The sequence below is a fragment of the Aquimarina sp. ERC-38 genome, assembly GCF_026222555.1.
Classification (GTDB): Bacteria; Bacteroidota; Bacteroidia; order Flavobacteriales; family Flavobacteriaceae; genus Aquimarina.
The window spans coordinates 1,210,658-1,236,618 of sequence record NZ_CP098511.1; the positions used below are offsets into that span (position 1 = coordinate 1,210,658).

General features: G+C 29.3%; 23 protein-coding genes. 22 read left to right on the forward strand and 1 reads right to left on the reverse strand.

Translation table 11 applies throughout. The annotated features are described in order from the left end of the window. Window positions 1-39 precede the first annotated feature (39 nt). Window positions 40-1,023 carry a DUF4837 family protein gene (locus NBT05_RS05150; protein ID WP_265772389.1) on the forward strand — a complete coding sequence of 328 codons (984 nt, stop codon included), beginning with the start codon at window positions 40-42 and terminating at the stop codon, window positions 1,021-1,023. 169 nt (window positions 1,024-1,192) lie between these two features. On the opposite strand, the gene NBT05_RS05155 is transcribed toward NBT05_RS05150, so the two are convergent. After that, window positions 1,193-1,384 (reverse strand): twin-arginine translocase TatA/TatE family subunit, encoded by a 192-nt coding sequence (locus tag NBT05_RS05155; RefSeq protein WP_322874198.1) that lies wholly within the window; start codon window positions 1,382-1,384, stop codon window positions 1,193-1,195. 478 nt (window positions 1,385-1,862) lie between these two features. Between NBT05_RS05155 and NBT05_RS05160 the strand changes: the two genes are divergently transcribed. The 21 genes from NBT05_RS05160 to NBT05_RS05255 all read left to right on the forward strand — a co-directional run bounded on the left by NBT05_RS05160 (window position 1,863) and on the right by NBT05_RS05255 (window position 25,961). Further along, window positions 1,863-2,732, forward strand: coding sequence for a M23 family metallopeptidase (locus NBT05_RS05160; protein WP_265772390.1), 870 nt, complete (start codon window positions 1,863-1,865; stop codon window positions 2,730-2,732). Window positions 2,733-2,738: 6 nt separating this feature from the next. Further along, window positions 2,739-4,235, forward strand: a complete 1,497-nt coding sequence (locus NBT05_RS05165; protein WP_265772391.1) for a GH3 auxin-responsive promoter family protein — start codon at window positions 2,739-2,741, stop codon at window positions 4,233-4,235. A gap of 197 nt (window positions 4,236-4,432) precedes the next feature. Further along, the gene (locus tag NBT05_RS05170; protein ID WP_265772392.1) at window positions 4,433-6,097 is read left to right on the forward strand and encodes a DUF6909 family protein; all 1,665 of its coding nucleotides are present in this window, start codon (window positions 4,433-4,435) and stop codon (window positions 6,095-6,097) included. A 9-nt stretch (window positions 6,098-6,106) separates the two neighbouring features. Next, a complete protein-coding gene (locus tag NBT05_RS05175) occupies window positions 6,107-7,093 on the forward strand; it encodes a hypothetical protein (RefSeq protein ID WP_265772393.1) in 987 nt (328 codons plus the stop codon). Window positions 7,094-7,217: 124 nt separating this feature from the next. After that, window positions 7,218-8,264, forward strand: coding sequence for a hypothetical protein (locus tag NBT05_RS05180; RefSeq protein WP_265772394.1), 1,047 nt, complete (start codon window positions 7,218-7,220; stop codon window positions 8,262-8,264). Between the two features lie 13 nt (window positions 8,265-8,277). After that, window positions 8,278-9,483: a glycosyltransferase family 4 protein gene (locus tag NBT05_RS05185; RefSeq protein WP_265772395.1), complete on the forward strand. Its 1,206-nt coding sequence runs from the start codon at window positions 8,278-8,280 to the stop codon at window positions 9,481-9,483. 24 nt (window positions 9,484-9,507) lie between these two features. Further along, on the forward strand, window positions 9,508-10,758 hold the full coding sequence (locus NBT05_RS05190) for an oligosaccharide flippase family protein (RefSeq protein ID WP_265772397.1): 1,251 nt from the start codon (window positions 9,508-9,510) through the stop codon (window positions 10,756-10,758). A gap of 343 nt (window positions 10,759-11,101) precedes the next feature. Then, entirely contained in the window at window positions 11,102-12,424 is a 1,323-nt protein-coding gene (locus NBT05_RS05195; RefSeq protein ID WP_265772399.1) for a hypothetical protein, read from the forward strand. Then, window positions 12,387-13,343, forward strand: a complete 957-nt coding sequence (locus NBT05_RS05200; RefSeq protein WP_265772401.1) for a hypothetical protein — start codon at window positions 12,387-12,389, stop codon at window positions 13,341-13,343. Before NBT05_RS05195 ends, NBT05_RS05200 begins: the two co-directional genes overlap by 38 nt. Next, the gene (locus NBT05_RS05205) at window positions 13,333-13,872 is read left to right on the forward strand and encodes an acyltransferase (RefSeq protein ID WP_265772402.1); all 540 of its coding nucleotides are present in this window, start codon (window positions 13,333-13,335) and stop codon (window positions 13,870-13,872) included. The genes NBT05_RS05200 and NBT05_RS05205 overlap by 11 nt, the downstream gene beginning before the upstream one ends. Beyond that, window positions 13,862-15,013, forward strand: a complete 1,152-nt coding sequence (locus NBT05_RS05210) for a glycosyltransferase family 4 protein (protein WP_265772403.1) — start codon at window positions 13,862-13,864, stop codon at window positions 15,011-15,013. Before NBT05_RS05205 ends, NBT05_RS05210 begins: the two co-directional genes overlap by 11 nt. Window positions 15,014-15,582: 569 nt before the next feature. Then, window positions 15,583-16,299, forward strand: a complete 717-nt coding sequence (locus NBT05_RS18445; RefSeq protein ID WP_416346192.1) for an O-antigen ligase family protein — start codon at window positions 15,583-15,585, stop codon at window positions 16,297-16,299. Between the two features lie 131 nt (window positions 16,300-16,430). Further along, window positions 16,431-17,162: a glycosyltransferase family 2 protein gene (locus NBT05_RS05215; protein WP_265772404.1), complete on the forward strand. Its 732-nt coding sequence runs from the start codon at window positions 16,431-16,433 to the stop codon at window positions 17,160-17,162. Window positions 17,163-17,260: 98 nt separating this feature from the next. Beyond that, complete coding sequence (locus NBT05_RS05220; protein ID WP_265772405.1) at window positions 17,261-18,631, forward strand: exopolysaccharide biosynthesis polyprenyl glycosylphosphotransferase; 1,371 nt, start codon at window positions 17,261-17,263, stop codon at window positions 18,629-18,631. A gap of 161 nt (window positions 18,632-18,792) precedes the next feature. After that, complete coding sequence (rfbB, locus tag NBT05_RS05225; protein WP_265772406.1) at window positions 18,793-19,818, forward strand: dTDP-glucose 4,6-dehydratase; 1,026 nt, start codon at window positions 18,793-18,795, stop codon at window positions 19,816-19,818. Window positions 19,819-19,888: 70 nt separating this feature from the next. Beyond that, the gene (gene rfbA / locus NBT05_RS05230) at window positions 19,889-20,758 is read left to right on the forward strand and encodes a glucose-1-phosphate thymidylyltransferase RfbA (RefSeq protein WP_265772408.1); all 870 of its coding nucleotides are present in this window, start codon (window positions 19,889-19,891) and stop codon (window positions 20,756-20,758) included. After that, window positions 20,755-21,300 (forward strand): dTDP-4-dehydrorhamnose 3,5-epimerase, encoded by a 546-nt coding sequence (gene rfbC, locus NBT05_RS05235; RefSeq protein WP_265772409.1) that lies wholly within the window; start codon window positions 20,755-20,757, stop codon window positions 21,298-21,300. The genes rfbA and rfbC overlap by 4 nt, the downstream gene beginning before the upstream one ends. Continuing rightward, window positions 21,297-22,151, forward strand: a complete 855-nt coding sequence (gene rfbD, locus NBT05_RS05240; protein WP_265772410.1) for a dTDP-4-dehydrorhamnose reductase — start codon at window positions 21,297-21,299, stop codon at window positions 22,149-22,151. Before rfbC ends, rfbD begins: the two co-directional genes overlap by 4 nt. 106 nt (window positions 22,152-22,257) lie before the next feature. Next, window positions 22,258-23,388 carry an oligosaccharide flippase family protein gene (locus tag NBT05_RS05245; protein WP_265772412.1) on the forward strand — a complete coding sequence of 377 codons (1,131 nt, stop codon included), beginning with the start codon at window positions 22,258-22,260 and terminating at the stop codon, window positions 23,386-23,388. Window positions 23,389-23,569: 181 nt separating this feature from the next. After that, window positions 23,570-24,751 (forward strand): polysaccharide pyruvyl transferase family protein, encoded by a 1,182-nt coding sequence (locus NBT05_RS05250; RefSeq protein WP_265772413.1) that lies wholly within the window; start codon window positions 23,570-23,572, stop codon window positions 24,749-24,751. Window position 24,752: 1 nt separating this feature from the next. Continuing rightward, window positions 24,753-25,961 carry a Coenzyme F420 hydrogenase/dehydrogenase, beta subunit C-terminal domain gene (locus NBT05_RS05255; RefSeq protein ID WP_265772414.1) on the forward strand — a complete coding sequence of 403 codons (1,209 nt, stop codon included), beginning with the start codon at window positions 24,753-24,755 and terminating at the stop codon, window positions 25,959-25,961.

Here is a 25,961-nt window from a genome sequence, read left to right on the forward strand (position 1 = left end):
CCCTATAATATTTAGAACTATATTTTATAAGTTTGAAAAATGAATAAGCTATTTCTATTACTTTCTGGCCTATTTTTACTGATAGGATGTGCATCAGATACTAAGGATAAGAAAAAAGAACGTCAGGGGGCTATGGCTCAGTCCGTAGGGCGAATTAACGAACTCTCTGTCGTCATTGAAACGGAAGCATGGAAAGGAGCTCTGGGAGATACGATCCGTAAATATTTTGGAGCAGAGGTACCCGGATTACCCCAGGAAGAACCTTTGTTTTCTATGCGACAGATCCCTCCTTCGGCATTTTCAGGAATTGCCCGAAAAAACCGAACATTTTTAAAGGTTGAAAATGCATCGGTTACTAAAGTAGATTATATATCGAACAAATTTGCTACTCCGCAATTAGGTGTTGTTATTACCGGTAAAAATCTGGCCGAACAGAGTGCGATAATCCGGGAACAAATAGAACAAATTTCTGAAAAATTAAAAGCAGTAGAAACTAAGGAAAAGCAACGACGTATTGCCAAGTCTCTGGAAAAGCTGCCGCAGCTGGAATCAAAATTTGGGTTAAGCTTAAAAGTTCCTTCAGCCTATCGGATTGCAAGGGAGGATGATGATTTTCTCTGGTTACGAAAAGATATTCCGAATGGTGATATGAACTTAATTATCTACGAAATACCTATTGATAATACTCTATCTGATACTAATACGATTGCTGATATTATTAAAATCAGGGACTCTGTAGGAAGCCTGAAGATCCCTACGGATACGGGTAGTTTTGTTACTGAAGAAGCCTACGCTCCTTATTTATATCATAAGGAAGTTGCTAAACGTCCAACTTTTGTAACTAAAGGTACCTGGGAAATTAAAAACCGATTTCTTGCCGGACCTTTTGTAAATTATATGATAAAAGATACAGATAAGAATCGCTATGTGGTTCTGGAAGGTTTTATCCTGGCCCCCTCAAGTTTAAAAAGAGATAATATGTTTGAACTGGAAGCTATTATTAAGTCCTTGAGGTTGTTGTAGGTTTTGTAATAGAACAGTGTAGTTCAAAACTTCCTAAATTGGCATCAAATATTTCTAAAGCTGGCTTTAGAGCAAGCTTTTTTACCTAAATTTATAATGGGTATATCATGCCATGCCGTAGTGGAAGACAAGTGAAAGCTGTTTTTGATTGATAAAACAAGAAACCTACTTACTTCTTGTCTTCGATTTTTCCTGGTTCGTCTTCTTCTTTGGTAGCGTCTTTAAATTCTTTGATGCCACTGCCCAGTCCGCGCATTAATTCAGGAATTTTCTTACCTCCAAATAATAAAAGCACAGCACCTACGATTAAAGCAATCTGCCAGGGGCCTAACATTCCTAAAAATATAGTTGAAGTCATCATATCGCTCTATTTTGATTTACAAAGGTACTAAGAATTTTGCCAAATTTATTTTTACAGCGTTAAAATTAGATTATAGAACGTTAATTCTGTTCGTTTTACTAATCTATGCATAACAAATTGAATGCTCAATCGTTATGTACGGAAGATTATAGGAAATCATTAGTGTCCGGTAAAGATTCAAGACCCGCCTGCAGACGGGCAGGTCGCTATCGCTTCTAGAATTACGAATCAAGACTGATTATTATAATATTGAAAATTAAGATTATAGAATAGTCACGTAAAAAACAAATTACTTTAAAAAAGTAGCTTCCAAATAATTCAAATCTTAAGATTACCTTATTTTACTATGCTTTCTAAACTTTTATTTATTTCAACCGGACTCTAATACTAGAAATGTAATTTTTAAAAGGTAAAGTAGAAGACATACGCAGTTCTATGTATATTTGTCTTAAACCCTAATCAGACGTTCCGGTTTTACATGGCTAAAAAGAAAAAAGAACCTAAAAGAATTACCCGAAAGCTTTTAAATAAGTATCGGCTAGTCATTTTAAATGAGGATACTTTTGAGGAGCGTATTTCTTTTAAACTTACCCGTTTAAACGTATTTGTAATCGTAACGATCGGTAGCATATTTTTAGTTGGGTTTACAACAGTCTTAATTGCTTTTACCCCACTTAGAGAATATATTCCGGGTTATTCGTCTACGGCTTTGGATAAAAAAGCAAATGACCTGGTGACGACCGCTGATTCTTTGCGTACGGTATTAACTATTAACCAACAGTATTATAGTGCGATTAAGCAGGTTTTAGAAGGAAATGTAGAAACGGTTGAATTTGATATAGACTCGGCTTTACAGGCGCAAAAAGTAAATCCGGAGCAGGTCAATTTACAACCTTCTGAAGAAGATATAAAGTTAAGGGAAGAAGTATCGAAAGAGGATAAATACAGCTTGTTTGAAAAAGAGAAGGAAAGCGCAGGATTTTCTTTCTTTCCGCCGGTAAAAGGATCGGTTACTTCTTCATATAACTTAAAAGAAAAACATTATGCCATAGATGTTGCAGTTGAAAAAAACACCCCGGTAAAGGCAGCCGCTGCGGGAACGGTGATATTTGCGGAATGGACTTCAGAAACCGGGCATGTCATATTGTTAAAACACGCTAATGACTTGATTACCGTGTATAAACACAATGCTTCGCTTAGTAAAGAACAGGGGGAACAGGTAAAGGAGGGAGAAGTGATTGCAATCGCCGGATCTACAGGAAGTTTAACCACTGGCCCTCATTTGCATTTTGAAATCTGGAGGGACGGATTTCCTATGGACCCTCAAAAGTTTATTGATTTTAATTAATCGGGTATGTCTTTAAAATCCATAGCAGCAAAAGTCTTTGCAAAATATGTTACAAAAAAGATTCAAATATGGGCTAGTACTCCTCATCAAACACAGGAAAAGGTCTTTCAGCAATTAATTAAAGAAGCAAAGCTAACTGCTTTTGGGAAAGATCATGATTTTCAAAATATTACTTCTTACCAGGATTTTACGGAGCGTGTTCCTATCCGGGATTATGAACAACTCCGTACTTATGTAGAACGTGTGGTTGCAGGAGAAGAAAATGTATTATGGCCCGGCAAACCTTTGTATTTTGCAAAAACCTCAGGAACTACCAGTGGGTCTAAATACATTCCGCTAACGAAAGAATCCATGCCGACCCATATTCATGCGGCACGAAATGCGATACTCTGTTATATTGCTGAGACCGGGAAAGCTTCTTTTGTAGATGGTAAAATGATTTTTTTACAGGGTAGTCCGGAGATGACCACTAAAAATGGTATTGGTCTGGGTCGCTTATCGGGTATCGTAGCGCATTATGTGCCTGGCTATTTACAAAAAAACCGGTTACCTAGTTGGGAAACCAATTGTATGGAAGACTGGGAAAAAAAGGTAGATGCGATTGTAGCAGAAACAATTGACCAGGACATGAGAGTAATTAGTGGTATCCCGCCCTGGGTTCAAATGTATTTTGAACGGCTCAAAGAGAAGTCAGGAAAACCAATAGGAAGCTTATTTAAAAATTTTGAACTCTTTATTTACGGCGGGGTGAATTACGAACCTTACCGACCTATTTTCCGGAAACTAAATGGTAAATCTATTCCTAGTATCGAATTGTACCCGGCTTCTGAAGGGTTTTTTGCTTTCCAGGATTCGCAAAAGGACAGTGGTATGTTATTACAGCTAGACTCCGGAATATTTTATGAGTTTGTCAAATCCGAAGTGTTTTTTGATGAAAACCCACCCAGGCTTTTGTTAAAAGATGTAGTTATAGGAGAAAATTATGTGATGTTAATTTCTACAAACGCCGGACTTTGGGCTTATAACCTGGGGGATACCATACAATTTACCAGTACTTCTCCTTACCGGGTAATCGTTTCCGGTAGGATTAAGCATTTTATTTCAGCTTTTGGGGAACATGTTATCGGAAAAGAAGTGGAGCAGGCTTTACAAGCTGCGGTACAAGGAGAAAATATTTTAATCAATGAATTCACTGTTGCTCCTCAAATAGAAGTTAAAGAAGGGCAACTTCCATATCACGAATGGTTTATCGAGTTTAGTCAACCAGTAGAGGATGTATGTTCTTTGGCTAAAACTATTGACGATAACCTTCGGAAACAAAACTCATATTATGATGATCTGATTACCGGAAAAATTCTAGAACCTTTACATATCACGCCAATTAGAGTAGGCGGTTTTACTGAATATATGAAATCTATTGGTAAATTAGGCGGACAAAATAAGCTTCCGCGGTTAGCAAATGATCGAAAAATTGCAGATCAATTACAATCTTTTAAGATATAACACTAATTTCACCGGTTAATATTCAATCTGTTTAATTAGCACTTATTTTTTCCCGGATAACGAAATATTTATCTTTAAAATTAGTAGCTTGCCACTTTACTGGCAGAAGGAAGTTCGTATAGAAGTATTAAAGTTTTAGTTTACTTTTATAAATAGTTGCCTTCTATTTTAATATTGGATTATACCAATTTCTATTAATGAAAGAACGAATAAGAACCCGGGCGCAGGAGAGCTCAAATGCAATTGAACGTATGTACATTACGATGCGGCACTTGTTTAACCGGGGATTTTATAAACCTATGGGGGTATCCGGAGAAACCTTACGGGAATCCTTACTGATCTTACGCCCCGAAATTTATGGGTCTATTGCGGATGCTAAGATAGAACTTAATGGTTTATTGTACGTAATGGACCGATTGCCCTTAGGTATTGAAGAATGTCGTTATATTAACCTTACTAGTGAGGAAGGCTATAAAGATTCGCATTTTGAAACGATTATTCCGCCAAAGAGGAGAAGAAATTGTTACCGTATCGATGCGGAACAAATGAATATTGAAATCACCCGGGGCAGGTCTGATATTTATGATATTTTAACCCACCTTACTTATCTTTTTATTGAATCCCATAAAATTAAAGACCGGGTTTTAATTAATGAGGAAGGGAGTGTTACCCGGGATTGGAAACGCTTAAAAAGTGTGGTTCTTAGTAAAGCGGAACTTTCTAAAATCGAAGAGGAAGTAGCTTTAACTCATACGGCAAGTGTATTGGGAAGAACCTTTAGTGAAGTTTCGGAGATCTATAATAAATTTAGCTGTGCAGAAAATAAGGATCGGTTTTTACATATTGTTTATTGGTTGGGTTCTTTGGCCCTTGAAGAAACCTTAGATAATAAGAAGAGAATTGTTACCTTTAGCCCGGTATTAAGAGAACGTTTAGGACACCATATACATGGAGAAATCTGGGCTCGTACGATTAAGCAGCAATTAGAAAAGTTGGATTTACTTACCCGGCCTTTGCACATTATTAGTGCAAATATGCATAGTGTGATGAATACGTTGTATGCTAAAGAAGCGTTACAGTCTGAGAAAAAAAAGTCCGAATTTGAGTTGTACGAAGCCTTAAGCCAAAAAGTAAATGGTAAGTTGCGAACTAAAGTGGAAAAGTGGGCCGTACAAAACGGAATGACTTTTTTAAAGGATCAAAGCGGGACTAATATTGATGTTCAGATTTTTGACTTGTCAAAGGATGCTAGTTTTGCAAAAGATACTGCCGAAGATAAAAGTAAGATACCAGTACTTATTGTGATGGATTATGCTTTTGGAGAACAGGCGTACGAAACGATGGATGAATTGTTAAAACCTTATATAAAACCGAAGCATACGGCTTACCTGGACGTAAAATCCATTTCGATCATGGGTAAAGCAGGTATATTGGATGGTGGAAAAGGAGATGTAATGATTCCGTCCGCACATGTTTTTGAAGGTACGGCAGATAATTATCCGTTTGATAACCAATTAAAGAAAGCAAATTTTAAGAATAAAAATATTGATATTTATGATGGAGCTATGATTACGGTTTTGGGTACGTCTTTACAGAACCGGGATATCCTGAAGTTTTTTCATGAAAGTACCTGGAATATCATTGGGTTGGAAATGGAAGGAGCCCATTATCAAAAAGCCATACAAGCTGCCTCTAAAATCAGGGGGAGTTTAAAATCAGATGTAAAAGTGCGTTACGCGTATTATGCCTCGGATAACCCTCTAGAGACAGGAAGTACCTTAGCATCGGGGGGATTAGGTACTTCAGGGGTGAAGCCTACTTATGTAATTACAAAAAAGATTATTGAACAAATTTTAGATTGAGTTTAGTTTATGGATAAGCAATATAGCAATGATGATGATGTTGATTTAAGGCAGATATATAAATTTTTAAATGCTTTTTTTAAGAAGCTATTTAGATTAATATTAGAGATCTTAATATTTTACAGAAGAAGGGCTATTGTTATTTTAGTGCTATTAGTTTTAGGACTAGTTTTGGGCTATTTTTACGATCAGAGTTCAGGAGTTTATAAAAGATATTACCAAGAAATTATTCTAGAACCAAAATATGGATCAACTCAATACTTGTATGAATATATAGATAATCTTAAAATAAAAGCTAGTAACAAGGAGTATGATAATTCTCTAGGTTTAGATTCTATATGGATGAATAATTTACATTCTATAACCTTAGAGCCTGTTAAAATATTAGAGGATGTTATCGATCAATTATATGCAAAATATGAAAAACAAAATTTTGAGGTAGTAGTTGAAAATTTTGATAATGAAGAAGAAGAAAGTACTTACCGAAACTTTTATAAATTTCATAAACTAATAATTGAATTAAAAGGTACTACTCAAACAGGTACTAATATCGCAAATGGAATTTTAAATGCTATAAATAGTAACGATTATTATCTTAAATATTTTAATACCATTCAAGATCAGGCTAGAACAGATATTGAACAAAGTGAGAACTCTATTAATTTTATAAATCAATATCTAATTAAACTAAATAAAACAGAAAATGAGAATGATAATAAGGTTGTTGTAATTGCAGATGAATCAAAAACAATAACTATAGCCTCACTACTAAACCAAAAAGAAATTTTGTTAGAAAAAGTTAAAGAAATGAATGAAATTTTAAACTTACATACTGCGGTATTGGTTAAAGTTAGTGATACTGGAATTATTAAATATAAGGTTGAGCTGGGAAAACAGGCAATACTATTAGTTCCTTTAATACTGATATCAGTTTTTTCCCTAATATCTTTTTTATTTTATTTATATCGACAAATGATTCGGTTTGTTCGTGAGTAACTTATTTAATATAATCAATTTATTCAGTATTATTTTAAAATTTTAGATTCATATTATATCTAGATTTGTTTAATATAAACTTATTAAATCTATCAGTTAGTAACTTAAATTATTTAAAAAAATCATGAGCCAACAGGGTAATTCTCAAAAAGAAATAGATTTAGGTGAACTATTTGCTTTGATTGGAAAGGCTTTTTCAAATTTTTTCAAGTTTTTAGGAAGTATCATTAAAGTAGTTTTTAATGTCTTTATTTCTTTTTTAATTTTTATTCAAAAGTTTATAGTAGTATTTGTCGTTACTATCATTTTGGGAGTGATTATTGGTTGGTTTATTGACAACTCAAAGGATAAAATATATCGTTCTTCTATGATTGTTGAACCTAATTTTAACAGTGTTCAGCAGCTATATAATAATATCGAATTTTATAACGAATTAGCACAGGAGAAAGAATATGAAGCACTATCCGAAGCTTTGAAAATATCTAAAGAGCAAGCAGAAAGTATTAAAAAAATCATTATAGAATCTTTCTCAGACCAGACTCAAAAAATAAGACAGTTTAGTGAATTTATTCAGGAATTAGATACAGTCTCACGTAAATTAATTACTTACGAGGATTATCTGAAGAATTTTAACGATATCAATTCGAAATTTCATAAAATTACTATTGAATCTAAAAACTCAATAATTGCTAAAAAATGTCAACCGGCTATCGTAAAATCTATAGAAAATAATGATTATTTTAAATTACAGAAAATAGTTAATGACCAAAATTTGGCACTTCAGGATACTATAATAGAAAAGCAGTTAGTTGCAATTGACTCTCTTCAAAATTTATATCAAAAATTGCGTATAATCGAAGCAAATAAATCTAATAATGCTTCAACTAACATAAATTTGTCAGAAGGAAATTCTAAGACAACTACTGAAATAGATTTGTTAAAAGAAAGCAGATTACTTAAAGAATCTCAAATTAAATTAAATTCTATAAAGGCTAACACAAAAAATACAATTAATATTATCTCTGATTTTCCGCGGAAAGGAGTACTAATAAATGATTGGATAACTAAGTGGAAATTTTTTCTTCCTTTAGTATTAATTATTACTGCGTTTTCAACTCTTTTATTGTTAAGGTTAAATAAGTTTTTAAAAGTGTATTCTCTCAATAAATAAAAAACGAAAATTAATGAGACAACTTCACCTAATTAGTGCAATGTACTCTTCTAAAGGTCATGGTCGCGAGTATATTGAAGAATTTTGTTTCAGATTGAAAGATAATTTTCAAATAACTTTATATCTCGCATCAAAAATTAAAATAGATTCTTTTTCAAACGATATCAACATTGTGACTATTGATGTTGATTACGAAAAGACTAATGCAGAAAACTTTAGAAAATATAAATTTTTTGCGCCTTATATAAGATCTTTATCAAAGCAAAAGAAATCTTACAACTACTATAAAGCAATAGTAGCTAAGCAACTAATAAAAAAAGATTCTATAGTATATATAATGGATTACGATGTTTTCCCTTTACCTTTTCTTATAAAAGGTTTAAAAAAATTTGAAGTAGATATTTATTTATGGATACATAGTGCGAAATTAGATTCTAAAGATTTTCTTTATAATGCCTATAAGCGTATTTTCATATACATATTTAATAATAAAATTCTTAAAGGAGTTAATGGTGTAATAGTTAATGGAGTAAAAATAAAAACAGTCCTAGAGAACCATTTAGATATTTCAAAAGATAAAATTCATGTTATTCAATATCCAAGCATATTGAAGTATAAAAAAATCGAGAAAAAAGAGGCACGTAAACAATTGAAATTTAAAAAAGATGAAAACATTGTTTTATTTTTTGGACTTTTAAGGAGAGATAAGAATATCGAAAAATTAGTTAGAATAATATCAAAATGTAAGAGCCAACCAAAATTGATAATAGCTGGAGCTGAAGCTTCTATAACTAAAAAAGAAATTATTGGATGGGTTGAAAAATATAACTTGGAAAATTTTTATTTAGATATTGATTATATATCTGAAAGAAAGATAGCTTTATATTATAGTTGCAGCGATTTATTAATATTGACTTATGATTTAGAATCAAAGTCTCAAAGTGGTCCTTTATCGTTAGCTAGAGAATTTACTTTACCTGTAATCGTTTCAAATTCTGAAGAAATTGGATATTACGTTAAATCAAACAATGTTGGTGTGGTTATTAATAGTTATAATGATGAAGATTTTTCAAAAGAAATAGATAGTTATTTTATAAATTTTAAGGAAAATAATAGGTATTATCATCAAAAGATAAATATTGCTAAGGAAAAATTTTCTTGGGAAGTCGCTAGAGAATTATATATTAATATTTTTACAAAGCAAAATAGAAATGTGTAACTTTTTGCAAAAAAAGACTATTTTATGCTAGAAAAATTCAAGATTAATCCAAATTATTTCGGCATTCTTAAAAATTTTAGTTATCTATCTCTTTTTCAAATTTTAAATCTTTTTGTTCCTTTGATTATTTATCCTTATCTAATTAATCAATTAGGAAAGGAAAATTATGGTATTGTAATTTACGCTCAAGCCATAACTGCTTTTTTTGCTGTAATTGTTAACTTTGGTTTTAATATAACAGGAACGAAGGATGTTTCAATCTATAGAAATAACATCAGAAAGTTAAGTCAGATTGTATGTACAATCTTGTTAATTAAAGCAGTATTATTTTTAATATCTATAATACTTTTATTAATTTTCATACATACAATTATAGACACTAGAGAACAAGATCTACTTTTTTTATTTAGTATTTACGTAGCTGTAAATGAATTTTTATTTCCATTATGGTATTTTCAAGGAGTTGAGAAAATGAAATTTATAAGTATTATAAATTTTATCACTAAATTTTTATCAATAATTCTTATTTTTCTTTTTATTCATAGTTCTAAAGATGGAACTACGTTACAATTTATTTTCTTCATTACTTCAATTCTTGGAGGGGCAATCTCTCTTTTTATAATTTTTTATGTAGATAAGATAAGGTTAATATTATTACCTAGAAATGAAATAATTATATTGATTAAAAAAAGTTTTTATGTATTTGTTTCTAAAGGATGTTTCTTATTCACCGAAAGTATAAGTAAAATTATAATAGAGAAGAATTTTGGTACAGCAGATCTAGCCGTCTATGATTTAGGAATAAGAATCATGGCAATATTAAAAAAACCGTTCTTAATATTAACTCAAGCTGTCTATCCAAATTTAAGTTCGACAAAAGATATGACTTTTTCAAAAAAAATATTAATAAGATCAATTATTACAAGTTTTATATTGTATGGAATTATAATTTTACTATCAAACCAAATCTCTTTATTTTTTCTTTCTGAAGAAAATTCTTTGCTAAACTTAACAATCTTGATAATGGGGCTTTCTGTACCTCTTACTGCAATTACATGGGGTTTAGGCGAAAATATGTTAGTTGTTATGGGCTTTTATAAAGAGTATAACATTAGTACGATTTTACAAATGATAACATTTTTTATATGTATACTTATTTATTATACAGTTTATAATTCTATTTCTTTTAATTTTATTTTAGTTTTATACATTCTACCAATCTTATCAGAAGTAGTTTATAGGTATAAATCAGTTAAATCTTTTAAATTAATCTAAGACAATTTTAAATTGATTTATTGGGTTTTGATGCTCATAATAAGTAACAAAAGTTAAATAAATTTGAATATAATTTTATTTATAAGAAAATTCTGCTAAAAATGGTAGATAAGTTAAATGCATAAATTATAGCTAATATTATTTAAGCTAATTTTAATAAGAATATATATTAAGATATTTTATAACTAGTAATATTATCACATTCTTTGCAAAAAAATCCATATTAAAAACTAGTCAATATTAAATTGAAAAAAGAAACATACTATTCTGCTAAGTTCACCGGTTCAATATTAAAGTGAATATTGTATTAAATACTACAACTACTTCAAGGATTAAAATCTTTATGATTTTAACTCTTGCTTATTCTTTTCTGAACTCCGGATTGATATCTTATATGCTATTAATTTTCTGGAGCTTTATATCCGTAATATTTCTACTAAAAGGGGATAGATCGATTTTTTATGCTTTGATATTAGCTAATGCTTATCAGGTTTATGGTAATTCTATTTATCAAAGTAACTTTATATATATCTCTATAATTTATTTTTTAATATTAACATTTTTTAGTTTAGAATGGAAAAAATTATTAAAAGCACCGTTAATTTTTTTGTTCTTAATTTTATTTCTAATGGTTAGAATAGTGATTGGGGCAATAGATGTATTTAGTATTTACTTCTTTATTGTTGAACTTGTTTTGTTTTTTACTCTATTTTTATTTGCTATCTACTTTTTTAACAGCTCGCTTAAGGAAAGTCAAATTTTTATTAACGAACTGAGGAACTACACCCTTATATATTTTCCTTATTATAGTATAATATCTCTTACTAAAGGAGAACTAATCAATCTTAAACCTTTCTATTTAGACGAATTTGGTCACTTTTATTTAATTAGCATTCTACCCATAATTTTTCTTACAATAAAAAGTAAGAAAACAATTGTATTTTTAATAATTTTTCACTTATTATTTATAACTATTCGTGTTAAATACTTGTTTATAAGTAGTTTTGCTTTTATTGGCGCCGGTATTGCATTAATTATTATCACTATTTTCTATTTGAAAAAGTTTACTAAAATTTTGATTCCAATAATTTTAATATTAGGAATATTAACTTATATAGTTCAAAATAACTCTAGCGTATTTGGTAATCATAAAATAGATCAAATTAGTAAGACTTTAAAGAAATTACCTGAACTATCCAATTTAAGCCAATTAAACAAGGTACCTAATTCACCAAGAACTAGAATATTGGAAGTGCTCAATATACATGCAGATTTAAGTAATAGCGGACTTCTTTTTCTTTTTTTTGGCAAAGGGATAGGTGGGTATTTTACAGATAGAGAGTTCCCATTTCGTAATTATAATGTCAGATTAGATAAGTCTGCTTTTTCTAGTAAAGAAATTTTGGAGAGTAAATTTATAAAACCTCATAATACCATACCATACGTTCTTTTAAAGCTTGGATATCTAGGTGTTTTATTTATTCTGTATGTTTGTTATCTAAGTTTGAAATATCTTCCTAAGGATTATTGGATAAGATATGTAGTTACCGCTTATATTCTTATATTGTTTGGAGCAGGATTTAAGAATTTCATAATTATTGGAAGTTTAATTGGAATAGTTTTTAGTTATGAAGCAAAAATTAATAGTAGTAGACTTTCTGGCTGAAATAGGGCATGTAAAAATGCTACAGAATTATATTTCTATATTATCAGAAAAATACGACATCTGGTTTATATCATCTGTTAAATATTGTGAATTGATAAATACTTCAAATTATCATACTATTAGTAATAAATATTTTGATTGGAAATCTAAGTTCGAATTTGTGAAGAATCAAGTTCAAATTATTAAAAAAGTTAAAGGTTTTATAAAAGTTACTGACTTGGTTTTTATTACCTCTTTTGAAAATATATCTTTTTCAATTTTTTGGAAACATGAAAAGACCTTTGCATTAATACATAATAACTTGAATAAAAATAGAGTTAGTGACTTTTTCTTTAAAAGAATAAAAACTGCTATTTCATTCTTTGTTTTTGAAGACTATATTAAAGAATACTTAGTTAATATTGTAAGTAACAAAACCTACACGTTACCTCATACCCTAAATTGTATTTCTGAGAATAATTTTAAAGGAAAAAGTAATATTGTTTTTGTGCCTAGTGCTACCGGAATTTCTTCTTCTTTTTTTGAAACAGTCATAGCTTTTGTAAAAAAAAATAACCTTGTACTTTACTACAAGGATAAAAGTGAAATAAGTTCTGATTATGTAGTTACTAAAAATTATTTCTTAGATTACTATGAACTACTAAAAAAATCTGAATTTATTATTCTAGATTGTCCATTTGACTACAGAGTCAGTGGAACTTTTTATGAAGCAATGAATTTTAATAAAAAAATTGTCATTCTTGAAAAAGAAGGTATATTTATGAAGGAAATGAAAAATCAATATCCTAACTCAATTAAAAACTTTACTGATGAAAAAATAAAATGGAAAAAAACAGAAGTTGATTTTAGTCGCTTTATTTTAAAACATTCATCTGCATCTATACTAAATGCTTTTATAGAATCACAAAATGAAAGTTAAAGTTCAAATTTATTATTTAGTCAATAAACTAAATAATATTATATACAACTTATTGCCTTTCTTCTGGATGCGAAAACTTTATTTTTCTTCATTAGGAAATAAAATTGGTAAAAATTCTTTTATACACTCAAAAGTTCGCTTCTTTTGCGTTGGGAAAATTTTTATAGGTAATAATTCTACTGTTAATTTTAATTGCTATTTAGATTCCAGATGTGGCCTACATATTGGGAATAATGTGATGATAGGGCATAACTCAAAACTTTACACATTAGGTCATGATGTAAATTCTGCTATTTTTGAGTCTAAAGGGGAAAAGATAATTATCGAAGATAATGTTGTTTTATTTTCAAATGTTTTAGTAATGCCTGGTTCAGTTTTAAAAGAGGGTTGTGTGGTTTATACAGGAGCTATTGTGACAGGTGTCTTAGAACCTTACACAATTTATGCTGGTGTTCCAGCAGAAAAAATAAATATTCGAAATAGAGAGATTAATTATAAATTAAACCACGGGTTCTGGTTTGGAAATTGACAATACGGTAACAATATTTGACCCTCTATCTATTGATGGACTTAGTGGTTATACTGCGGGACTTTGCGAAGGTCTTTATAACAATGGAAAGAAAGTAGATTTAATCTGTAATAAAAATTATCCATTTTCATCTGATAATTATGTGATAAAGCGATTTTTCTTTAATTACACTCAGAATTTTAAAAAATCTAAAATCAGGACTTATTTAAGAGGTTTAGAATATTTCTACAATTGGATAAAAGTCTTGCTTTATTTGTATGAGAAAAAACCAAGTACTTTACATATTATTTGGTTACTTCATTATAGAATAGACCGTTTTTTTTTAAAAATTTTACAATTATTTTTTAACAAAATTGTAATAGTTTATACTGCACATAATGTAATACCACATAATGCTACACCTATTCAAATAAAACACTTAAAACAGATATATTCTAAATTTGATACAATAATTGTTCATGGAACTTATTTGAAAAAAAAATTGTTAGAAATTTTTCCTAGAATAGACAATTCCAATATTATAATTTCTAAGCATGGGATAAAGAAAGAATTGAAAAATGAAGAAGGATCAATAGATATAAGTATTAAAGAATTTCTATCTCAAAAAAATAAAAAGATCGTATTATTTTTAGGTTTGTTAAATTATAACAAAGGTGTGGATCTTTTGTATAAACAATGGATTCATTTAAAAAAAGATAATGTCTTATTAGTAATTGCAGGTCAAAAAAATTCAGCATATAGAGAATTAGCTAATATTGAACATCAAATTAGTAGCGATAAAACTGTACTATATCTACCAAAATATCTAACTAATATAGAAGTTTCTTATCTATTCAAAAATTGCCATTGTGTTTTGCTTCCCTATAGGCACGGAAGTGTTAGCGGAGTATTATTTGATGCCTCTTTTCACAAAAAGCCAACATTTTCTACAAATTTTGGAGCTATTAGAGATTATATAATAGATAATAAAACAGGTTTTGTCAGTTTTAAAGGTTCGGAAGGAATAAAGGAACTACTCAGAATAATTAACGATTTATCTATAAATGATCTTGAGAACATGGGGAAGAACGCTTTTGTACATTTTAAAGAAAACTATGATTGGGATAATATTTGTCAGAAGCTTTTACCTTATTATAAGTAGCTATATTATTAATTTCTATTGAAAATAAGTTATCAATGCAGTTAGGTTATTTTAAAAAATTTAAATTCGAATTAATAGGAAAAAAATTACTGTGCCTTTCTCTCTGCTTATTTTCAACATTTCCCTTATTAAATTATGGATTATTAACAACTATCAATATAGTTTTCTTGACAGTTTATTTAACTAACTCTAAATCAACTAATTTTCTACATAGTAAGGAAAATTGGATGCGCTTTCTAGGAATAACATTATATCTATTTATTATATTTCTTAGTCTAGCCTATTCAGAAAATGTAGAATTAGGCTTGAAGATTATTAAAAAGTCTCTTTTTCTTTTAGTATTTCCCTTCATTTTATTGTTTTTTGAATGTAAAATACCAAAAAGACATATTAAATTGGCCTACCATTCGTTTGTACTAGTTTCATTTTTAATAGGGTTATATGTGTTTTTTGAATCGGTAAATAAAGTTGGCATTATTAAAATTTTTTATACCTCTGAGGTTAGAAGAACTATATCTAACTTTAAATATTTAGACTTACATCCTACATATATTTCAATGTATTTTTCCATGTCAGGATATATTTGTAGTTATTATTTAAGTAGTAAAAAAAATAATCTAATTAGAAAGATTTGTTACCTTGTTATAATCATTTGCTTCATTTTATTTATTGTAATTTGCGCTGCTAGAATTATTATTATAGCCAATTTTTTAATTCTGATTAGTTATTTTTTAATAAAGTCGTCAGCAAAGGTATATTTTAAAGTACTTCTTACTATATTCATGATTTTATTCTTTTATTATGCGTCAACAAATGTTTTTATAATAAGTTCAAGATTTACGAACTTTAATTTTGAATTACCAACAACCGACCAACCATCTTCTATAGAAATTCGGACAGGAATCTATAGTTGTTCTTTTGAAATTGTAAAAGATAATTTATGGTTAGGTATTGGAATTGGTGATGTTCAAAGTAGCCTTGACAAATGTTATAGTAAATTTAATTCGAGTTTTTTTGAAAAAAATAAAGTGGATACGCATAATTATTATAGTTATTTATTAATATCGGGAGGTATTCTTGCGTTATCCTCGTTTTTTGTATTTGTAGTAACAATCTATAGAGAAATTCTAAACTCTTTAAATATTATAAATTTCAGCTTCGTACTTTTGTTGATTGTGGGTTTACTTACTGAAAACGTGTTGTTAAGGGCATATGGGATAGTTTTTTTCTGCTTTTTTCTAACTACTATTCTCACAAGAGAAAATATTAAACCTTCGATGTCATAATATCTATATTTTTATTAAAAACTAGATTAGTTTAATTGGAAGAACTTAAATAAGTCCACTTAAAGATGTTTATTTTTACTACCTAAGTATTTCTAGTAAAATATTTTAAAAAAATATAAAAGCTCCCAAAATTGATTTCAATTATTACTCCCGTATACAATTCAGAAAAATTTATCAAGAAAACAATTCTTTCCGTCCTAAACCAATCCTATAAAAACTGGGAACATGTATTAGTAGATGATTGTTCTGTAGATAATTCTAAACAAATCATAAAAGAATATGAGTATAAGGATAAAAGAATAAAGTATTTTAAGTTGGATAAAAACTCCGGAGCAGCAGTAGCTAGAAATAAAGGTATTGAATTAGCAAAAGGAAGATATATTGCCTTTTTAGATAGCGATGATTCCTGGCACCCCAATAAATTAGAAAAACAGCTACATTTCATGACATCAAATCATTATAGTTTTACGCACACTGCTTATAATCAGATTTCGGAAAGTTCCGGAAAGGTAGTTAAAACCATAACTCCAAAATATATGATAACCTACAATGAAGCCCTATATTACAACCCTATAGGATGTCTTACGGTTATGTATGATACCAAATATTTAGGTAAATTATTCATGCCACTTATAAGAAAACGTCAGGATTACGCACTATGGCTTAAAATTCTTAAAATTACGAATGCGTATTGTTTAACAGAAAGTCTAGCTAACTATTTAGTAAGAACAAATTCTATCTCATCTAATAAAAAAAGTCTTTTAACGTATCAATGGAAGCTTTATCATAAAATTGAAGGTTTATCCAAATTTAAAAGCGGTTATTTTATCCTAATGAATATTCTTCATAAATTTAAATGGTAAAGAATATTTAAATAGTTAATAATACTTTATTCCCGTAAGATTATAATTCTATATTTGTAAAAAGTAAAAATACTATAGCACAAAAATACACTTAAAGCATGAATAAAATTTTTACTCTCAACATTGTTGAAAGAAAAATTTTTTTATATATCGGTGACTTAATCATTGTAGTTTTCTTTCTATTTCTTATGACAAGATATACATTAAAAGGTACTTTTAATGTTGATCGGTATGAAGTGCCAGTAATTGTTCTAGGCATAGCTTTGTTTACTATAATTGCTTATATAATTGATATTTATAATCTAGAACGTGCTGCAAAAGCCGTACATATTTTTAGATCTTCCTTAATTGTCGGTTTACTTTATTCTTTTGGAATTTTCTTTTTGACTATCATAATTATAAACACTACTATTAGTCGACCTTACTTAATTGCTTTTTTGACCTTAATGCCATTTTCCTTAACAGCATGGAGATTAATAAGTAGTAATTTTTTTATTTCTACCCCATTTTTAAAAAAAGTTATTTATATCTACGAGAATCAATTTGAAAGTGAGGTAAAAAAAAACATAAAAAATATTCAGGGACATAAAAATTCTAACGGTTTTAAAGTAAAGTTCAAAATTTCCACTTGTCATAAAACGTTTACGAAAAATTCGGATCGATTAATTAAAATACTTCCAAAAGTAGATACTATTATCCTTAGAATTCAAAACTATCAAGAAGTGTCAAAAGAATTAGAAAGTTTTTTGACAAGGGCTATGTTCATTGGTAAAGAAGTCTTTACATATACTTCTTTTTATGAAACTTCTCATGAAGCACTTCCCATTCATTTGGTCGGAAATAATTTTTACGAAGTACTTCAACTAAAAAACTCCAAAACACATTACATATATGTCTTGTTCAAAAAATTAATTGATATAATCTTATGTACTACAATAGGTATTCCTTTTATGATAATTACACCAATAATAATTTTTATAAATTTATTTTTTAATAAAGGTCCTCTTTTTTATAAACAAAAACGTTTAGGTAAAAAAGGTAAAGAATTTTATGTATATAAGTTTAGGTCTATGGTTACTAATGCAGAAAAGGATGGTGCTAGAATGTCAACTATGAATGATTCAAGAGTAACCCCTTTTGGTAGTATAATGAGGAAATTGAGAATTGACGAAATACCGCAAATTATTTCTGTTTTACAAGGTAATATGAGTTTTATAGGACCTAGACCAGAACGAAAATTTTTTGTTGATCAATTAGATGAAATGAATCCTTTTTATTCAGTGAGACATGTTATAAAACCTGGTATTACAGGTTGGGCTCAAGTAAAATATAAATATGGGGAAAATTTGGACGATTCCTTAAAAAAATTAGAATACGATTTGTACTATATAAAAAATCGATCTGTTACTCTAGACTTAAGAATTTTATTTAAAACTATAACAACTGTTATTTTTTCAAGAGGAGTTTAGCTTTTTTAGTTGCGGTTATCTATTTGCCTAAATTTCTTAATTGCATAGGTGCATTTAAAGATCAAACAGGATTGATAAATGGTATCATCTTTATATAACTCGTAGTAATAGTCTTATCTTTAACCAATTTTAGTTAGTAGTTATTATTTGAATAAATATCTATGTCAGAAAGTATTCTAGTCACCGGGGGAGCAGGTTTTATAGGTTCCAATTTTATTTCTTACTTATTAGAACAACAGCCAGATATTAAAATTATTAATATAGATAAATTAACCTATGCCGGAGATAAGCAAAATCTTAAAGAATTAGAAAATAGTAAACAGTATAGTTTTATTCAAGGAGATATATGCGATAGAAACCTTATTGAACAATTATTTAGAAAGTATAATTTTAGTGGAGTCATACATCTAGCGGCCGAATCACACGTTGATAATTCGATATTGGGCCCTGATATTTTTATCAAAACTAATGTGAACGGAACATTTGTGCTTCTGGATGTAGCCAGAATTCATTGGATGAGCGCTCCTTTTCAATATAAAAAAGGTTGTGAGAAAAATCGATTTCATCATGTTTCTACAGATGAAGTATATGGAACTTTAGGAAAGACAGGACTGTTTAAAGAAACAACATCATACGCTCCTAACAGTCCGTACAGCGCTTCAAAAGCAGCATCTGATTTTATAGTTCGAAGCTATTTTCATACCTATGGAATGAATGTGGTTACTACGAATTGCTCAAATAATTACGGACCTAAGCAACATGATGAAAAATTAATTCCAACTATTATCCGAAAAGCTATATCCGGACAATCCATACCTATCTATGGGGATGGTAATAATATTAGAGATTGGTTATATGTAAAAGATCATTGTAAAGGAATTGCATTAGTCTATGATAAGGGTATAGCCGGTGAAACTTATAATATAGGAGGAAAAAACGAGCGAAATAATAATTATATTGCACAAAAAATATGCAATATTTTAGACACTAAATTACCTAGAAGTAATAAAAAGTCTTATTTAGATCTAATAACGTATGTTAAAGATAGACCAGGTCATGATGCAAGATATGCTATTGATGCTACTAAAATTGAAACTGAACTGGAGTGGAAAGCAGATGAAAATTTTGAAAGTGGTATAGAAAAAACAATTGATTGGTATTTAAAAAAATATAACACGTTTACCTAAAGGTGAGTTTTTAATTATAATATTGAATTAGAAATTCATCTCTAATGATTGGTTAAAATTTAATGGATAGATGAAGGGTATCATATTAGCAGGAGGTTCAGGAACAAGATTACATCCTCTTACATTAGCTATAAGTAAGCAATTAATGCCTGTCTATGATAAACCTATGATATATTATCCGCTTTCTACTTTAATGTGGTCAGGGATTAATGAAATTCTTATTATTTCAACACCACATGATCTTCCATTATTTAAAAAACTGTTAGGAGATGGTAAAAAATATGGCTGTCGATTTGAGTATGCTGTTCAAGAACATCCTAACGGACTAGCAGAAGCCTTTTTAATTGGAGCTGATTTTATTGGTAATGATAAAGTAGCACTAATTTTAGGAGATAATATTTTTTATGGTACGGGGTTATCAACCATTTTAGAGGCTAATAATAACCCTGAGGGAGGGATTATTTATGCCTATCATGTGCATGACCCGGAACGGTATGGAGTGGTAGAATTCGATAAAGATGGAAAGGCTATTTCTATAGAAGAAAAGCCAAAGTTTCCAAAATCTAATTATGCCATACCGGGAATATACTTTTATGATAACGAAGTTATTAAAATAGCAAAAAGTATTATACCTAGTCATCGGGGTGAATTGGAAATCACAGATATTAATAAAAAATATCTTGAAGAAGGCAGACTTAATGTAAGTATTTTAGATAGAGGTACGGCTTGGCTAGATACCGGTACATTTAATTCTTTAATGCAAGCTTCTCAATTTGTGCAAGTCATAGAAGAAAGGCAGGGTTTAAAAATTGGAGCTATTGAAGAAGCTGCCTATAAAATGGGTTATATATCAAAAGCAAAATTGGAAAAATTAGCAAAACCTTTATTCAAAAGTGGTTATGGTAAATATCTTACAAATATTTTAGAAGAAAATAGATGATTGCAGAAGAAACTCATTTAAAAGGTTGTTTTATTTTAAAACCTTCGATTTTCGAAGATAAAAGAGGATATTTCTTTGAAAGTTATAATCAAAAGAAGTTTGAAGATATATTGGGAGAACAAATAACCTTTGTACAGGATAATCAATCTTTGTCAGATTATGGAGTATTGAGAGGTTTACATTTTCAAAGGGGTCAACATGCTCAAGCAAAACTTGTTAGAGTATTATCTGGGAAGGTCTTAGATGTTGCAGTTGATGTGCGTGAAAATTCAAGTACCTTTGGCGAACATGTAGCGATAGAACTTTCAGAAGAAAATAAAAAACAATTTTATTTACCAAAAGGTTTTGCACATGGGTTTGTAGTATTAAGTAAAACAGCAGTTTTCAGCTATAAATGTGATAATTATTATAATAAAGCCTCAGAAGGTGGCATAATTTATAATGATGTTAATCTTAATATTGATTGGCAACTACCAAAAAATAAAATCATAATTTCTGAAAGAGATAGTTCATTACCTAAATTTGAAACCACCGAACTATGAAAATTTTAGTTACTGGTGGCAAAGGTCAATTAGCTTCTAGTATTAAAGATATAAGCAAGCAATTTGATACATATAGTTTTTTCTTTCCTTCTTCAAAAGAGTTGGATATTACTAACAAGAATCAGGTAATTGAGTTCTTTAAAGAAAGAAATATTGAGTTTTGTGTAAATTGTGCTGCATATACTGCTGTAGATAAAGCTGAAGAAGAAGTACAGAAAACAATTCAGGTCAATGAGATAGGAGCAAAAAATCTAGCAGAAGTATGTAAAAAACATGACACAACATTAATACATATTTCCACTGACTTTGTATTTGACGGTAGGAAACAATCACCCTATCTTGAAGATGATGTAACTAATCCTTTGGGGGTTTACGGTAAGACAAAATTGAATGGTGAAAAACATATTAGTACTATCTTAAAAAAGCATGTAATTATTAGAACTTCCTGGTTATATTCTCAATATGGGAATAATTTCTTAAAAACAATGCTAAGATTAGCGTCAACCAGAGATGAAATTTCTGTGGTTAATGATCAGATAGGAACTCCAACTTATGCAGGTGATTTAGCAGAAATTGTTATGTTATTTGTGACTAGAGACATAATAAAATATGGAATATATCATTACAGTAATGAAGGTATAGCTAGCTGGTATGATTTTGCAAAAACTATTTTTGATGAAAGTAATATTAAAACTTTAATTAAACCCATTTTAACAATTGATTACCCCACACCTGCTAAAAGACCTAGTTATAGTGTTTTGAATTCTTCAAAAATTAGTGAGGAATTAGATATTAAAATTCCTCACTGGAAAACAAGTTTGAAAAAAGCAGTAATTTCTCTGAGTAGTTAGTTAAAGTTATGAATTACAAAGAACATTTAGTAAAATATCTAATTTTTTAATTCAATAAATGTTCACGCTATCTAATCTTATAAAAAGAGGAGCTAATTATCTTCTAATGGTCTTATTAGCCAGAAGTATTCCTCTCCAGGAAATGGGTGTTTTTTCATCCTATATTAATATTATAGGGATACTTTTATTAATAACTAATTTCGGTTTCAGCGAATATTTATTAGTTAATTCCAAAGATAATATTACTGGAAAAGATAACTTTAAAAAATTCTCTAATCTTTCCATACTCATATTTATAGCGATTACCTTAGGAAGTATCTTTCTTCCAATTGAGAACATAAAATTATTCATACTGGTACTTTTAAAAATATATTTTGAAGTTCATCTTTACAATATTCTTCTTTCCTATTATCAAGCAATTAATCAAATTAAAGTTATTACGGTAACCAATATAGTATCCGGAGTATTGTTTATTGTAATTTCTTTACTCTGCTATTATTTTGATAGCAAGATATATAGTTATTTAATATTTCTTAATATAGCCTATATTGTCGTAGTATTAATCCACTCTAGGTACGTAAAATTTCAAATAAAATCAATAAAGTCAATGGTATTGTTGTTGAAAGAAATAGGCAATGATTTAAAATACTATGGATTAACTACAATCACAGTCCCTATATACATGATGGCGCCTACCGTGATTGCTTCGTTACTTCTGTCAGAAGAAGTATTAGCACGGTATCAAGTAGCTTTTTCCATTTCTAATATTGTAACTTTAATATCCGTTTCAATTTTACAAGCTAACTATCCACAATTTTTAAGTATTCGAGATGATATTAGAGCTTTAAGAACAGCCCTTATTAGAGTTGGGTTTAAAATTATAAGTTTTAATATAGTTATCTTTCTTATTTTCATCACTGTTGGTAAAGATTTACTTCTTTTGGTTTATAAAAAAGCAGCCTATGCTGATGCATATCTACCAATCCTGATGCTCTTAATTGCTTATACCATATTCATATTCGCATCAATTCTAGCTGTTATAATGGTAGTACATAAAAGGCAAAAACAAAAATCTAAATTTCATATTGAATTTATTATTATATCCCTATTATCAGGGCTCTGTTTAATTCACCTTTATGGCATTCTGGGAGTTACAATTTCATATATAGTACTTTATACTTATACAGCTGTAAGATACCTATATATGTATAATAAAATACATAAATCGTTACTTTAATAAATCTGGTCAACTTATATTCATAGTTTTATCTTTTGTAAAAATAAATGACGACTTTTGTTTTTGTTAGGATTAGTTTACTAGTACATTTTTATTAAAAAATAGTAAGTGTGCTAAGAATTAATTCTCCGTCAAAATAAAGAATTGAAAATTTTTTGACAAAGTTGATATAACTATTACAATGAAGAAAAAAAATGTAATTTTATTGGGAGCATCTCTAGAAAGTGATAATAAAGGAGTTAATGCCTTAGGGATAGGAGCCATTACTTTAATAAGTAATACTTGGGATGCTACTATTAATTTACTATGTCTAGGTGATGGAGTTTCAAAAAGTATTACAGTAAAAGTTAAACAAAAAGAAGTTGTAGTTCGTATAAATTACTTTTCAAAAAATGATATCAAGCGAAGTATAATTGAGGCTTATAAATATAAGTTATTTAATAGAAAACCTACTTCAAAAATTTCGCTTCTTATAAATTCACAAGATATAGCGTATGATATTAATGAAGGGGATAGTTTTAGCGATATATATGGGCTTAAAAGGATTCTCAGGCATTTTAGCGATTCAAAACTAATGTTATTATGGAAAAAGCCGTTAATATTTTTACCACAAACTATTGGACCCTTTAATACTTTTTTAGGACAAAAACTAGGTGGGCATATTATTAAGAAACTGGATAAGCTTTACGTACGGGACACAAAAGCATTTGAATTTATTGATAAGTTAAGAAAGGAAAAGACTTTAGCTATTGATATGGCAGTTTATATGACTCCGAAAGAAGTTGATTTTGAAGTAGCATCAAATACTATAGGTATTAATGTTAACGGACTTATGTATTTAAAGAATTATAAAAGTATGGAGGGGAAATACGATAATTATGTTGAACTGCTAACTGTTATCGTTAATAAAATAATAACTAGTAATTATAAGGTTTTATTAATTCCCCATACGTATAACAAGAATACTCCGAATGTAGAGGACGATCTCGAAGCTATTAAATTATTCTTAAATGATAATAAATACGATTCTAACAAAATATCATTTTTAAATGAGGATTATGATGCACAAGAACTGAAATATGTTATTTCACAAACTGAATTTTTTATAGGATCTAGAATGCATTCTTGTATAGCTGCATTATCAACCTCAGTGCCTACGATCGGTCTGGCATATAGCTACAAATTTGAAGGAACTTTTAAAATGTTCAAACAACAAAATAATGTTTATAATGTAAGCGAAATTAAAAAAACCGAAATTGAGGTATTGTCTGATAACATCTTAAAAAAAATAAACTTACGAGAAAATACCAAATTAGATTTAATAAAAGAAAACACTAGGGAATTACTTAAACTACAATCTTAAAATGGAAATAGAAAAGATGGTTTTGAAAGACAATCTTTGTGCCGGATGCGGTTTGTGCGAATCTGTATTTGAAACAAAAAAGATTTCTATTTCTTTCGATGATAAAGGTTTTCTAAGACCTACTTTTCACGACAAATTATCCTTGAAGGAGCAAGATCGTTTTAAAAATATTTGTCCTGGAATTAAAGCGGAACATCCTAATATTGATCACTACAGTACTTTATGGGGACCGTACTTACATATGACGTCTGGTTTTGCTAAAAATCCGGAAGTAAGATATTCAGGGTCTTCAGGAGGTGTATTAACCGCCTTGGGATCGTACTTACTAGATTCGAAAAAAGTAGAATGTTTGTTGCATATTGGCGCTTCAGAAGAGTTACCCTATCTCAATGAGCCTAAAATTAGTTATAGCAGTAATGAAGTTCAAAAGAATACAGGTTCCAGATATGCTCCATCTGCCACTTTACAACAAATCAAAAGAGCTATTGAGAACCATAATAGTATTGGTATTATAGGAAAACCATGCGATATATTAGGAGTAAGAAATTATATGAAGGTAGATGAAGTTGCAAATAAAAAAATAAAGTACCTACTTTCATTTATGTGTGCTGGTGTACCTAGTCAGAAAGGTACAGATCATATTATTAACAATTTTAAATTAAAAAAAGAGAACGTAGTATCTCTTAAATATAGGGGAGAGGGATGGCCAGGCTATTTCAAGATTGTAGATAAAGAAGATAGAACACATAAAATCACTTATAACGAGTCTTGGGGAACGGTTTTGAATCGTTATTTACAATTCCGATGTAAAATTTGTGCTGATGGTACCGGAGAGTTCGCAGATATCACTTGCGCTGATGCATGGGAATCTTCTGAAAATGGATACCCCTCCTTTGAAGAAAAAGAAGGAAAAAGTCTCATTATTATAAGAAATAAGAATGGAGCTGAACTTATAGAACAAGCTCAAAGTGCCAATTATCTTGTAGTGGAAGATAAAATAATTACTGAAGAGCAACTTGGTAAAATGCAACCCTATCAAAAGTCCAGAAAACAGAATATTTTATCTCGTATCTTAGCTTTATATCTTTTTAAAAAATCAGTTCCTATCTATAATAAGAATTTACTCTTAAAAGCTGCTTTTAAAGAAAATCCGATATATCTTTTTAAAAATTTTTTAGGAATGATAAATAGGTTATGGAGATTAAAGTAA

Bases quoted from the DNA above. Each gene is read 5' to 3' on its own strand.
- NBT05_RS05150 (WP_265772389.1), top strand. From the start codon at position 40: ATGAATAAGCTATTTCTATTACTTTCTGGCCTATTTTTACTGATAGGA.
- NBT05_RS05155 (WP_322874198.1), bottom strand. From the start codon at position 1,384: ATGATGACTTCAACTATATTTTTAGGAATGTTAGGCCCCTGGCAGATT.
- NBT05_RS05160 (WP_265772390.1), top strand. From the start codon at position 1,863: ATGGCTAAAAAGAAAAAAGAACCTAAAAGAATTACCCGAAAGCTTTTA.
- NBT05_RS05165 (WP_265772391.1), top strand. From the start codon at position 2,739: ATGTCTTTAAAATCCATAGCAGCAAAAGTCTTTGCAAAATATGTTACA.
- NBT05_RS05170 (WP_265772392.1), top strand. From the start codon at position 4,433: ATGAAAGAACGAATAAGAACCCGGGCGCAGGAGAGCTCAAATGCAATT.
- NBT05_RS05175 (WP_265772393.1), top strand. From the start codon at position 6,107: ATGGATAAGCAATATAGCAATGATGATGATGTTGATTTAAGGCAGATA.
- NBT05_RS05180 (WP_265772394.1), top strand. From the start codon at position 7,218: ATGAGCCAACAGGGTAATTCTCAAAAAGAAATAGATTTAGGTGAACTA.
- NBT05_RS05185 (WP_265772395.1), top strand. From the start codon at position 8,278: ATGAGACAACTTCACCTAATTAGTGCAATGTACTCTTCTAAAGGTCAT.
- NBT05_RS05190 (WP_265772397.1), top strand. From the start codon at position 9,508: ATGCTAGAAAAATTCAAGATTAATCCAAATTATTTCGGCATTCTTAAA.
- NBT05_RS05195 (WP_265772399.1), top strand. From the start codon at position 11,102: ATGATTTTAACTCTTGCTTATTCTTTTCTGAACTCCGGATTGATATCT.
- NBT05_RS05200 (WP_265772401.1), top strand. From the start codon at position 12,387: ATGAAGCAAAAATTAATAGTAGTAGACTTTCTGGCTGAAATAGGGCAT.
- NBT05_RS05205 (WP_265772402.1), top strand. From the start codon at position 13,333: ATGAAAGTTAAAGTTCAAATTTATTATTTAGTCAATAAACTAAATAAT.
- NBT05_RS18445 (WP_416346192.1), top strand. From the start codon at position 15,583: ATGTCAGGATATATTTGTAGTTATTATTTAAGTAGTAAAAAAAATAAT.
- NBT05_RS05220 (WP_265772405.1), top strand. From the start codon at position 17,261: ATGAATAAAATTTTTACTCTCAACATTGTTGAAAGAAAAATTTTTTTA.
- rfbB (WP_265772406.1), top strand. From the start codon at position 18,793: ATGTCAGAAAGTATTCTAGTCACCGGGGGAGCAGGTTTTATAGGTTCC.
- rfbA (WP_265772408.1), top strand. From the start codon at position 19,889: ATGAAGGGTATCATATTAGCAGGAGGTTCAGGAACAAGATTACATCCT.
- rfbC (WP_265772409.1), top strand. From the start codon at position 20,755: ATGATTGCAGAAGAAACTCATTTAAAAGGTTGTTTTATTTTAAAACCT.
- rfbD (WP_265772410.1), top strand. From the start codon at position 21,297: ATGAAAATTTTAGTTACTGGTGGCAAAGGTCAATTAGCTTCTAGTATT.
- NBT05_RS05245 (WP_265772412.1), top strand. From the start codon at position 22,258: ATGGTCTTATTAGCCAGAAGTATTCCTCTCCAGGAAATGGGTGTTTTT.
- NBT05_RS05250 (WP_265772413.1), top strand. From the start codon at position 23,570: ATGAAGAAAAAAAATGTAATTTTATTGGGAGCATCTCTAGAAAGTGAT.
- NBT05_RS05255 (WP_265772414.1), top strand. From the start codon at position 24,753: ATGGAAATAGAAAAGATGGTTTTGAAAGACAATCTTTGTGCCGGATGC.